Source organism: Bacillus sp. N6 (assembly GCF_052805735.1).
Window position 1 is genome coordinate 230,975 of the sequence record NZ_CM127843.1, and the last position, 11,526, is coordinate 242,500.

Annotated in this window: 12 protein-coding genes (1 of these 12 running past the window's edge); 10 read left to right on the forward strand and 2 right to left on the reverse strand. The window is 36.9% G+C overall.

Features of this window, described 5'->3' with window-relative positions; translation table 11 throughout:
• The first annotated feature begins 18 nt into the window (after positions 1 to 18).
• The 3 genes from murF (at position 19) to uvsE (ending at position 4,346) form a co-directional block, all read left to right on the forward strand.
• Positions 19 to 1,395 (forward strand): UDP-N-acetylmuramoyl-tripeptide--D-alanyl-D-alanine ligase, encoded by a 1,377-nt coding sequence (murF, locus tag ACUXVC_RS01320; protein WP_089170295.1) that lies wholly within the window; start codon positions 19 to 21, stop codon positions 1,393 to 1,395.
• A gap of 305 nt (positions 1,396 to 1,700) precedes the next feature.
• Positions 1,701 to 3,290 carry a DEAD/DEAH box helicase gene (locus ACUXVC_RS01325; RefSeq protein WP_000206602.1) on the forward strand — a complete coding sequence of 530 codons (1,590 nt, stop codon included), beginning with the start codon at positions 1,701 to 1,703 and terminating at the stop codon, positions 3,288 to 3,290.
• A gap of 93 nt (positions 3,291 to 3,383) precedes the next feature.
• A complete protein-coding gene (uvsE, locus tag ACUXVC_RS01330) occupies positions 3,384 to 4,346 on the forward strand; it encodes a UV DNA damage repair endonuclease UvsE (RefSeq protein WP_446025908.1) in 963 nt (320 codons plus the stop codon).
• Here uvsE and ACUXVC_RS01335 read toward each other — a convergent pair.
• Entirely contained in the window at positions 4,339 to 4,911 is a 573-nt protein-coding gene (locus tag ACUXVC_RS01335; RefSeq protein ID WP_000908525.1) for a rhomboid family intramembrane serine protease, read from the reverse strand. The two genes, uvsE and ACUXVC_RS01335, sit on opposite strands and share 8 nt — an antisense overlap.
• 93 nt (positions 4,912 to 5,004) lie before the next feature.
• Between ACUXVC_RS01335 and acpS the strand changes: the two genes are divergently transcribed.
• The 6 genes from acpS (at position 5,005) to ACUXVC_RS01365 (ending at position 10,946) form a co-directional block, all read left to right on the forward strand.
• Positions 5,005 to 5,364 (forward strand): holo-ACP synthase, encoded by a 360-nt coding sequence (acpS, locus tag ACUXVC_RS01340; RefSeq protein ID WP_000583418.1) that lies wholly within the window; start codon positions 5,005 to 5,007, stop codon positions 5,362 to 5,364.
• Positions 5,365 to 5,520: 156 nt separating this feature from the next.
• Complete coding sequence (locus tag ACUXVC_RS01345; protein ID WP_002094231.1) at positions 5,521 to 6,471, forward strand: LolA family protein; 951 nt, start codon at positions 5,521 to 5,523, stop codon at positions 6,469 to 6,471.
• 117 nt (positions 6,472 to 6,588) lie between these two features.
• A complete protein-coding gene (alr, locus tag ACUXVC_RS01350; protein WP_098127574.1) occupies positions 6,589 to 7,758 on the forward strand; it encodes an alanine racemase in 1,170 nt (389 codons plus the stop codon).
• A gap of 308 nt (positions 7,759 to 8,066) precedes the next feature.
• On the forward strand, positions 8,067 to 8,354 hold the full coding sequence (locus ACUXVC_RS01355) for an antitoxin EndoAI (protein ID WP_000004570.1): 288 nt from the start codon (positions 8,067 to 8,069) through the stop codon (positions 8,352 to 8,354).
• 4 nt (positions 8,355 to 8,358) lie between these two features.
• Positions 8,359 to 8,709 (forward strand): type II toxin-antitoxin system endoribonuclease NdoA, encoded by a 351-nt coding sequence (gene ndoA / locus ACUXVC_RS01360; protein ID WP_000635965.1) that lies wholly within the window; start codon positions 8,359 to 8,361, stop codon positions 8,707 to 8,709.
• 68 nt (positions 8,710 to 8,777) lie between these two features.
• Entirely contained in the window at positions 8,778 to 10,946 is a 2,169-nt protein-coding gene (locus ACUXVC_RS01365) for a Tex family protein (protein WP_144465766.1), read from the forward strand.
• A gap of 57 nt (positions 10,947 to 11,003) precedes the next feature.
• Here ACUXVC_RS01365 and cmpA read toward each other — a convergent pair whose 3' ends face one another.
• Positions 11,004 to 11,120, reverse strand: coding sequence for a cortex morphogenetic protein CmpA (gene cmpA / locus ACUXVC_RS01370; RefSeq protein ID WP_098127572.1), 117 nt, complete (start codon positions 11,118 to 11,120; stop codon positions 11,004 to 11,006).
• Between the two features lie 195 nt (positions 11,121 to 11,315).
• On the opposite strand from cmpA, the gene ACUXVC_RS01375 reads away from it, so the two are divergent.
• Positions 11,316 to 11,526, forward strand: the 5' end (the start) of a protein-coding gene (locus ACUXVC_RS01375; protein ID WP_016083957.1) for a SprT family protein. The gene runs 248 nt beyond the window's last position; the window shows 211 of its 459 coding nt (coding positions 1-211); the start codon lies at positions 11,316 to 11,318; the stop codon falls past the right edge of the window.

Consider the following 11,526-nt stretch of genomic DNA (forward strand, 5'->3'; position numbering starts at 1 on the left):
TGTAAGGAGCGTTTCTATATGATAAAGCGAATGTTAAAGCAAGTAGAACAGATGGTAAATGGTACTGGATTAGCAGAGCAATATGAGGGAACTATTATTCAAGGCGTGTCTATTGATACGAGAAAAATTGAAAAAGGAAACTTATATGTTCCGATTCAAGGGGAGCGTTTCGATGGACATGCTTTTGTAGATAAAGCAGTTGAAAATGGAGCTGTAGCTACATTGTGGATGAAAGATGTAGCAAATCCACCCGAGAATCTTCCGGTTATTTTTGTAGAAGATACGCTATCTGCACTGCAAATGTTAGCGAAAAACTATCGCGATCAATTGGATGTTAAAGTTGTTGGTGTGACAGGTAGTAACGGTAAAACATCCACGAAAGATATTGTGACAAGTATTCTCGCGACTAAGTTCAAAGTTCAAAAAACAGAAGGAAATTTCAATAACCATATTGGGTTACCTCTCACTATTTTAAACTTAGAAGAAAATACAGAAGTAGCTGTATTAGAAATGGGTATGTCAAGCCGAGGAGAGATTGAATTTTTATCTAAGTTAGCTCGTCCTAATGCAGCTATCATTACGAATATTGGTGAAGCACATTTAATGGATTTAGGATCTCGTGAGGCCATTGCTGAAGCGAAATTAGAAATTGTTACAGGGTTACAAGAAGGTGGCGTGTTCGTATATAATGGAGATGAGCCGTTATTAACGAATCGTGTTCCTGAAATGAATTTAGCAGCGGAAACAGTTACGTTTGGTGATGCAAGAGCCAACGATTACTATCCAACAACTGTAACATTACAGGCAACTGGGACACATTTTAAAATGAATAGAGATGAAAATATTTCATTCTACCTACCGGTGTTAGGAAAACATAATGTGTACAATACACTTGCTTCAATGGCAATTGCGACACATTTTGGTGTGACGTGGGAAGAAATGAAACAAGGTTTAGTAACACTTCAAATGACGGGCATGCGTATGGAGATTGTAAAAACGGATAGTGGATTAACAATTATCAACGATGCTTATAATGCAAGTCCGACGGCTATGGAGGCAGCATTCCATTTAATGAATGGTTTAGATGGATTTACTAAAAAAATCGTTGTGCTTGGTGATATGTTAGAACTTGGAAATCAAGAAGTGCAGTTCCATTATGAGGTAGGTAAATTAATCGATCCAGCAAAAATCTCACATGTATTCACATACGGTAGATTAGGAGCTCAAATTGCTGAAGGAGCGAAAATTAATTTCCCTAATGAACGTGTAAAGGCGTATGATAATAAAGCAGAGTTAGTAAGAGATTTACAAGCAGTAGTCGATGCGAAAGATGTTGTATTAATAAAAGCATCTCGCGGTATGAAATTAGAAGAAGTAATTACGATGTTGAAATAATTGGTGTATATAAATAGGGATGATAGTCACGAAAATAGAAGAAACTTATAATAAGCGCTTACAGTAAATGATAAAAAAATAAAAGTAAAGAAAAAGGCCCTGAATATAAAATAAGGTAACAGTTGGGTTTGCTTTTTACACATACAAAACTTATAATTGATAAAGTGTAATAACGTTTAGAAGTATTTTCGTGAAGAATATACGCCCGGTTATATACGTGAGCATTCAGGAAAAGGGCTTTTCCGCAAATTCGGAAAACGCCTTTTTTTAAATGATAAGTATAGGATAGAAAAGGAGAAGTAACATTGACAACATTTCGAGAATTAGGATTAAGTGAGTCTTTACTGCAATCGGTTGAAAGTATGGGCTTTGAAGAGGCTACGCCGATTCAAGCTGAAACAATTCCACATGCATTGCAAGGTAAGGATATTATTGGGCAAGCGCAAACAGGTACAGGGAAAACAGCAGCATTCGGATTACCACTATTAGATAAAGTGGATACAAATAAAGAAGCAGTTCAAGGTATTGTTATCGCGCCAACGCGTGAATTAGCAATTCAAGTTGGAGAAGAGCTATACAAAATTGGTAAACATAAACGTGTTCGTATTCTACCAATTTATGGTGGTCAAGATATTAACCGCCAAATTCGTGCTCTAAAAAAACACCCACACATTATTGTTGGTACGCCGGGTCGTATTTTAGATCATATTAACCGTAAAACACTTCGCTTACAAAACGTAGAGACTGTTGTTCTTGATGAAGCGGATGAAATGTTAAACATGGGCTTCATTGAAGATATTGAAGCGATTTTAACAGATGTGCCAGAAACACATCAAACATTATTATTCTCAGCGACAATGCCAGATCCAATCCGTCGTATTGCTGAGCGTTTCATGACTGAGCCTCAACACATTAAAGTAAAAGCAAAAGAAGTAACAATGCCAAACATTCAGCAGTTCTATTTAGAAGTGCAAGAAAAGAAAAAGTTTGACGTGTTAACACGCTTACTAGATATTCAATCTCCAGAGCTTGCGATCGTATTCGGTCGTACAAAGCGTCGTGTTGATGAATTATCAGAAGCACTAAACTTACGTGGTTATGCAGCAGAAGGTATTCATGGTGACTTAACACAGGCGAAACGTATGTCTGTATTACGTAAATTTAAAGAAGGTGCTATTGAAGTTCTTGTTGCAACAGACGTTGCTGCACGTGGTCTTGATATTTCAGGCGTAACACACGTATACAACTTCGATATCCCACAAGATCCAGAATCATACGTTCACCGTATCGGTCGTACTGGCCGTGCAGGTAAAAAAGGTATTGCAATGTTATTTGTAACACCACGTGAATCAGGACAATTAAAAAATATCGAGCGTACAACAAAGCGTAAAGTTGATCGTATGGAAGCACCGACACTTGATGAGGCATTAGAAGGTCAACAACGTTTAATCGCTGAAAAACTTCAAAGCACAATCCAAAATGAGAACTTATCATACTACAAGCGTATTGCAGAAGAAATGTTAGAAGAGAATGACTCTGTAACAGTAGTAGCTGCTGCTTTAAAAATGATGACTAAAGAGCCGGATACAACTCCGATCGCTTTAACATCAGAACCACCAGTTGTTTCAAGAGGTGGCGGTTCTAAAAAACGTGGCGGTAACGGAGGCGGATACCGTGATGGTAACCGTAATCGTAGTCGTGACGGACGTGGCGGTGGCGATGGTCGTAACCGTGATGGACGTAATCGTGACGGAAACCGTGATCGCAATCGTGATGGAAACCGTGATCGTAATCGTGATGGTGGTAGTCGTGGTCGTAGAGGTGAAGGTCAAGGTCGCCCAGGATCTTCAAATGGACGCGGCGAAAGAAAACATCATAGCCGTCCACAAGCTTAATAAAAAAGAGAATGCCCTTTGTTGGCATTCTCTTTTTTTATTTCTGTAATTGTGCATACTACATAGTAGTTATGATAGAAAAGGGGCTGTTATATGCTTGTAAGGCTTGGTTACGTTGCGATGAGTGTGCATTTGAAGAATGCATCCCCATCTCAAACGATGACGTACGCACAGTTTCAGAAAATAGATGATCGTGATGCTGCAATTCGTAAACTTGAAAGAATTGCTAATTCCAATTTGGAAAATTGTTTACGTTTATTAAAGCATAATAAGGGACATGACATATCTTTCTTTCGGCTTAGTTCTAAGCTCATTCCTTTAGCGAATCATGAGGAATTGCTAGAGTGGAACTATATTCGTCCTTTAAAAGAAAAATTGAAAGAATTAGGTGAATATGCAATTCATATGAATATGCGAATTGATTTCCATCCAGATCATTTTGTTGTACTAAATTCACCTGAGGAGAGTGTTTTTAAACAAGCTGTAAAGACATTGCAGATGCACAAAAAATTATTAAAAGGCATGGGGATTGAACATAAGCAACGATGTGTACTACATGTTGGAGGAGGGTATAAAGATAAAGAACTTGCATTAGAGCGTTTTATAGAGAATTGGTCTAATGTCCCAAGGGGTATTCAAGAAATGATTATATTAGAAAATGATGATACAACTTTTACGTTAGAGGAAACATTATATTTAGGAGAAAAATTAGATATTCCCGTCGTGTTTGATTTGCATCACCATATGATGAATAATGAGCAAGAAGATTGGTATGAAGATTGGCCACGTGTTGTTCATACGTGGGAAACATCTTTGTTACCGGTTAAAATGCATATCTCTAGCCCTAGAGAGGGAAAAGATCCAAGAGCTCATGCAGATTATATTAATGTAGACGCATTTTTATCTTTTTTAAGAAGGATAAAGGGAAGTGTTCCGCAAATTGATTGTATGATTGAGGCGAAGATGAAGGATGAGTCTTTATTTCAATTAATGAGGGATTTAAACGAACAGGTAGATGTAGAAATTATCGATGGTGCAAGCTTTTATATTAAATAAGCTTTGCACCATCGTTTTTTTTTGTTAAAAAGGGAGTTAAAATGCCGCCGGTTATTAAACCTGTTAAATGACTGATCGGATTGGCGGAAGGATTAAAGAAAGTAAATAGCAGTAATAGAAGTATCATAATTGAGAAAATGGCAATTTCTTTTGGTTTTGAAGAGCGGTATCGATTGTACAATAAAAATAATTGTGCGCCTAATAGTCCGAAAATACCACCTGATGCACCTGCGTGAATATATTCAGGAGGCATAATAATATAGGAAGAAATATTTCCGGAAATTCCAGAAAGAAAAAATAGAATAAAAAAAGAAAAGTGTCCGAGTTGCTTTTCGATAGAAGAACCAAGTGCAAATAAAAAAATACTATTAGAAAGAAAATGTTGTAAGTCTACGTGTACCAGAAGGGAAGTTATGACACGCCACCATTCTCCTTTAGCGATATATTCATTAGAGGCTGCCAGTGGGAAGAGGAAAAAGTCGCCTAATATCATCATGACTAAGTGAATAAAAAGTAAGGTGAGAATAGTCGGTTGTAAAGAAATCTGAGTAGATCTTATTAGCATACGGTTACTACCACCCCTTTTGCATCAGAAAGATTCTCTGTTATTCTTATCAATATGAAAGAAGAAAGTTAAATAGAAGAAGGGGATTTTGAAATGATTATAGGGATTGGAATCGATATTATTGAATTAAATCGTATTGAAAAAATGCTAGATGGAAAGCTTAAATTTATGGAACGTATTTTAACAGAAAATGAACGTAATGTTGCTATGGAGCTGAAAGGAAGTCGTCTTACAGAGTTTGTAGCTGGAAGGTTTGCAGCGAAAGAGGCGTATTCAAAAGCTGTAGGTACTGGTATCGGGAAAGAAGTAAGCTTTTTAGATATTGAAGTGAAAAATGATGAAAGAGGTAAGCCGATTCTGATTACAAGTACAGAGTATGTTGTTCATTTATCAATTAGTCATAGTAAGGAATTTGCTGTTGCTCAAGTTGTTTTAGAAAGCTCGTCACGCTAGTCTGCATATTTTATATCTTTGTCTCATATATTTGAGGTAGCGATAAGGAAGGTACATCTTCCATTCATTTATAGGGGCAAAGGGGCTGAAGTGATGAAAAGGCGTCTGTTTTTAGTTCTTGTCGGTTTGTTGACCGTTTTTGTGTTGGCGGGTTGTGTGGAAAAGAAACAAGATGATGTCGTGAGAGATTTAGAAGCGAAAGTAAAAGGGATGAAAAGTTATCAAGCTGAAGCGAAATTATCTATTAAAACAGGAAATGAGCCTCAGGAGTATAATGTAGAGATTTGGCATAAGGAACCGTCTTTTTATCGTGTGAATTTAAAGAATGCAAAAAAAGATCAGAGCCAAATCATTTTAAGAAATGAAGAAGGTGTATTTGTATTAACGCCAGCACTTAATAAGAGCTTCCGTTTTCAAAGTGATTGGCCGCAAAATAGCAGCCAGGCTTATTTATATGAATCACTTGTAAGAGATATTTTGCAGGATAAGAAAAACCTTACTTTCGAGAAAACAGATAAGTATTATATTTTTAAAACAAAAACAAACTATCAACATCAAAATATGTTGCCGAAACAAGAGATTACGCTGAAGAAGAGCGATTTGACTCCAGTTTCAGTGAAGTTAATGGATAATGATCAAAATGTTCTTGTAAAAGTAGATTTCTCTAAGGTGAAATTCGATGCGAAATTTGATAAAGGTGCATTTGATACGAAACAAAATATGTCTAGAGCGCAGGTAGATGTTCAAACAACAGCGAAAGAAGACAAACCGTTTGCTATTTTGTATCCACTTGATACACCGCAAGGTATGACTCTGCAAGATGAAAAAGAGTTGAAGACAGACAGTGGCAAGCGTGCGATACTCACATACACTGGAAATAAGAAATCCTTTACTTTAATACAAGAAAAGGCAAAAGTTGCAGAGGCTTCATCAGCGGTAAGTGTAAGTGGAGAACCAGTTGATCTTGGGTTTACGATTGGTGCATTGACGAAAGACTCTGTAACGTGGTCGCATAACGGAGTAGAATATATGCTCGTGTCTAAAGGTTTAGAGCCGAAGGAGCTACTAATGGTTGCTCGTTCAGTTACAGCGAAGCAGGTGAAGTAGACTTCTTAGACGTGGTGATATATGTGCACCACGTCTTTTCTTAGTTTGAAGGTGGATTTCATAAAAGAAGCATATAAAAGAATAAGCTTCGCATATCGTGTATAAGGAAGTGTATTTATGGAAGAAGCACCATTTTACCGTGACACTTGGGTGGAAGTGGATTTAGATGCCATTTATAACAACGTTACACATATTAAAGAGTTCATCCCAAGTGATGTAGAGATTTTTGCTGTAGTTAAAGCAAACGCGTATGGGCACGATTATGTACCGGTGGCTAAAACGGCATTAGAAGCGGGTGCAACAAGGTTAGCTGTGGCTTTTTTAGATGAAGCTTTAGTGCTTCGGAGGGCTGGTATTACTGTGCCGATTTTAGTGTTAGGTCCCTCGCCGCCGCGTGATGTAAATGTAGCTGCTGAAAATGATGTAGCGCTAACTGTTTTTCAAAAAGAATGGGTGGACGAAGCAATTAAACTTTGGGATGGTTCATCTGTGATGAAATTCCATATTAACTTTGATAGTGGTATGGGGAGAATTGGAATACGTGAAAGAAAAGAACTGAAAGCATTTTTAAAGAGTTTAGAAGGTGCACCGTTTTTAGAGTTAGAAGGAGTATACACGCATTTTGCAACGGCAGATGAGGTTGAGACTTCGTATTTTGATAAGCAATATAACACGTTCTTAGAGCAGTTAAGTTGGTTGAAAGAATTCGGAGTGAATCCTAAGTTTGTCCATACAGCTAATAGTGCTGCTACGTTACGTTTTCAAGGGATTACATTTAATGCAGTGCGAATTGGGATTGCAATGTATGGATTATCTCCTTCTGTAGAAATACGTCCTTTTTTACCATTTGAATTAGAACCGGCGCTATCACTGCATACGAAAGTAGCTCATATTAAACAGGTGATTAAAGGTGATGGAATTAGTTATAACGTCACTTATCGAACGAAAACTGAAGAATGGATCGCGACTGTAGCGATTGGTTATGCAGATGGATGGCTTAGAAGATTACAAGGATTTGAAGTGCTTATAAATGGTAAAAGGGTACCGATTGTAGGGCGAGTAACAATGGATCAGTTCATGATTCATCTTCCTTGTGAAGTGCCGCTTGGTACGAAAGTTACGCTTATTGGAAGGCAGGGAGATGAGTATATTAGCGCTACAGAGGTTGCGGAATATTCAGGGACTATTAATTATGAAATTATTGCAACGATCAGTTTCCGTGTGCCAAGAATATTTATACGGAATGGTAAGGTTGTAGAGATAATTAATTACTTGAACAATATATAGAAGGTAGTATGATTGCTTCTTGTCATTGGAGTGACTGTTCATTGCTGGATAATAAGCTCTTTTTGATGAGAAGCTTTTTACTTATAATCATTTTTTATATAAGTTACACGTAAGTTTTGAAGAGGAGTTCTATTGTTTTTAGTTAGTTATGAGATAAAAAATTTAAGAAGATGAATGTTTTGTTTGTGAATTGGAAAACATAAGCAAGGAATAAGGAAGTCTTTGCAACAGGCTCCATACAATGGTATTATTACAATAGGTGTCATATATATATTTGGGTGTGTAGTTGACGGTGGAGGTGTATTTTTGTGTCCGAATCAAGTGTAACTACTGAAATCGTGGTTCGGTTGCCAAAGCAAATGGTAACGGAATTGGACGGAATTGGAAAACAAGAGAATAAGAATCGCCATGAACTAATTTGCCAGGCAACACAATTGTTATTGCGTCAACATAAGACGAAGAAACGCTACCAACATGAATCAATGCGACGTGGGTATATTGAAATGGGAAAAATTAATCTTGGTATTGCATCTGAAGCTTTCTTAGCGGAGTATGAAGCAGCTCATACAGTAGAACGCTTAGTTAGCGGGGGGTAATATTTTGATTGTAAAACGCGGCGACGTGTATTTTGCAGACCTTTCCCCAGTTGTTGGTTCTGAGCAAGGAGGCGTTCGTCCGGTTCTTGTCATTCAAAATGACATCGGAAATCGTTTTAGTCCAACGGTGATTGTAGCGGCTATTACTGCACAGATTCAAAAAGCGAAATTACCCACTCATGTGGAAATTGATGCGAAAAAGTATGGTTTTGAGAGAGATTCTGTTATTTTACTTGAGCAGATTCGAACAATCGATAAGCAACGCTTAACGGACAAAATCACTCATTTAGATGAAGTGATGATGAGTCGTGTAGATGAAGCGTTACAAATTAGTTTAGGACTAATAGATTTTTAAATCGGCAGTTTAAGTTGCTCTCTTTGAAGGGCAACTTTTTTTTATTATAGAGGAGGTTACGGTTGTATATGGAAATGGTAGATAATCGACAAGCGTTAATGAAAATGTTAGTGAAAGAATTAGGCTTTAGCGAAAAGCAAGTTCGTCATGTTATTCAATTAACAGAAGAAGGTAACACAGTTCCATTTATTGCTCGTTACCGAAAAGAATGGACAGGCTCTTTAGATGAGGTGCAAATTCGTGCGATTTTAGAGAGATGGCAATATATGATGCAACTTGAAGATAGGAAGGAAGAAGTTATTCGTCTTATTGATGAGAAGGGAAAACTGACAGGAGAGCTAAGGCAGCAAATTGTTAAAGCTACAAAGTTGCAGGAAGTAGAAGATTTGTATCGTCCATATAAAGAGAAAAGAAGAACGAAAGCAACGATTGCAAAAGAAAAAGGGTTAGAACCGTTAGCTAAATGGTTATTGTTATATAAGAAAGAAGAACCGGCTAAAAAGGCAGTGGAATTTATTAATGCAGAGAAAGAAGTGCAATCTGCAGAAGAAGCTTTACAAGGTGCACAAGATATTATTGCAGAAATGATTTCAGATGAAGCTGCGTATCGTAGTTGGATTCGAAATGTTACTTTTAGAAAAGGTATTATGTCTTCGTCTGTAAAAGGTGAAGAAAAAGATGAAAAGAATATATATGAAATGTATTACAGTTATGAAGAACCATTGCAAAAAGTAGTACCGCATCGTGTATTAGCAATGAATCGCGGTGAGAAAGAAGATATATTGAGAGTTTCTGTTGTCCCACCAGTAGATGAGATATTAAATTTCTTATATAAGAAAGTAATTCGTGATAACGATTCTAAAAGTGCGCATTATGTACAATTAGCGATTGAAGATGGTTATAAACGATTAATTCAATCTTCAATTGAAAGAGAAATTCGTAAAGAATTAACAGAAACAGCTGAAGAACAAGCGATACATATTTTCTCTGAGAACTTACGTAACTTATTATTACAACCTCCGATGAAAGGGAAAGTCGTGCTAGCGGTAGATCCGGCATATAGAACTGGTTGTAAATTGTCTGTAGTAGATGATACGGGGAAAGTACTACATATTGATGTTATTTATCCGCATCCGCCTGTTCGTAAATATGATGATGCAAAAACGAAAGTTCTTTCTATTATAGATAAATATCAAGTTGAAATGATTGCAATTGGTAATGGGACAGCATCTAGAGAAACAGAGGAATTTATAGTAGATGTATTACAAAGTGTGAAACAGGAAGTCTTTTATATTATTGTAAATGAAGCGGGTGCTAGTGTATATTCAGCTTCTGATTTAGCTCGTGAAGAATTCCCAAATTTACAAGTTGAAGAGAGAAGTGCCGTTTCTATTGGAAGACGTCTGCAAGATCCACTGGCTGAACTTGTGAAAATTGATCCTAAATCAGTTGGGGTTGGACAATACCAACATGATGTATCTCAAAAGAGATTGAATGAGTCATTAACATTTGTAGTAGAGACAGCTGTTAACCAAGTTGGGGTTAATGTAAATACGGCTTCGGTTGCATTGTTACAATATGTTTCAGGTTTATCGAAAACTGTTGCGAAAAATATTGTGGCAAAGAGAGAAGAGGATGGGAAATTCACAAAGCGCACGGAATTAAAGAAAATCCCACGTTTAGGTGCAAAGACGTACGAACAATGTATAGGTTTCTTGCGTATATTAGAAGGAGCGAATCCATTAGATCGAACAGGTATTCATCCCGAACAATATAAAAATGTTGAATTGTTATTGAAGAGTTTAGGGTTATCGATAGATGACGTAGGACAACCGCAATTACAAAAGAGATTGGAAGAAGTAGAGATTTCTAAGTTGTCTCAAGAAACGGGGGTTGGGGAGCCGACGTTAGTTGATATTATAGATGCGCTCATTAGCCCAGAACGAGATATGAGGGATGAGTTGCCTAAACCACTTCTGAAAAAAGGAATTTTGAAATTAGAAGATTTAAAACGTGGTATGGAACTAGAAGGAACAGTGCGTAACGTTGTTGATTTTGGTGCTTTTGTTGATGTAGGCGTAAAGCAAGATGGTTTAGTGCATATTTCTAAGCTTAGTAAACAGTTTGTAAAGCATCCGTTAGATGTTGTATCAGTAGGACAAATTGTAAAAGTATGGGTAGATGATATTGATACAAAAAAAGGACGCGTTGCACTATCTATGTTGCCGATTGAATAGTAAGAGAAGAGAGCAGATGAAACTGCTCTTTTTTTATAGAATAAAAAGTGTAATGGATTATGAGTTTTGATGTATTTTGCTATAATAAAACCAGCATTCATTTAGCAATCTAATTTGATACCGGTTTTTTTCGAAATATGCACGTTGCATCTGTTTTTTTAGCCACGTAGGCATAGGAATCCCTCCTTGTTTAATCCTACTCTCAAAAATCTAAAGTGCTATTGATGAGAGGTTGGTGAGTGGATTTCTATTCATGTTGTGTTTTTAGAAACCACGCGTCTTGAATGAGGATGGGTATATGTACTATTTAATATATGTATAAGAAGCGTGAAAAGTGTAAAAATATTTTTTTGTTTAGGAGGAATGAGAATGGACGAGGAAGAAATTCAACGGCTAGTGGAAGAAGTATCGCTACAATACTTCGGAATGCCATTTTTACATAAAGCAACGTTCAATAGTAGGCTGCGTACAACTGGTGGGCGTTATCTGTTGAAGAGTCACAATGTTGAACTGAATTATCGATATTACGAAATGTATGGTAAGGAGGAGTTAATCGGAATCATCAAACATGAACTGTGTC

Bases quoted from the DNA above. Each gene is read 5' to 3' on its own strand.
- murF (WP_089170295.1), top strand. From the start codon at position 19: ATGATAAAGCGAATGTTAAAGCAAGTAGAACAGATGGTAAATGGTACT.
- uvsE (WP_446025908.1), top strand. From the start codon at position 3,384: ATGCTTGTAAGGCTTGGTTACGTTGCGATGAGTGTGCATTTGAAGAAT.
- ACUXVC_RS01335 (WP_000908525.1), bottom strand. From the start codon at position 4,911: ATGCTAATAAGATCTACTCAGATTTCTTTACAACCGACTATTCTCACC.
- acpS (WP_000583418.1), top strand. From the start codon at position 5,005: ATGATTATAGGGATTGGAATCGATATTATTGAATTAAATCGTATTGAA.
- alr (WP_098127574.1), top strand. From the start codon at position 6,589: ATGGAAGAAGCACCATTTTACCGTGACACTTGGGTGGAAGTGGATTTA.
- ACUXVC_RS01365 (WP_144465766.1), top strand. From the start codon at position 8,778: ATGGAAATGGTAGATAATCGACAAGCGTTAATGAAAATGTTAGTGAAA.
- cmpA (WP_098127572.1), bottom strand. From the start codon at position 11,120: ATGCCTACGTGGCTAAAAAAACAGATGCAACGTGCATATTTCGAAAAA.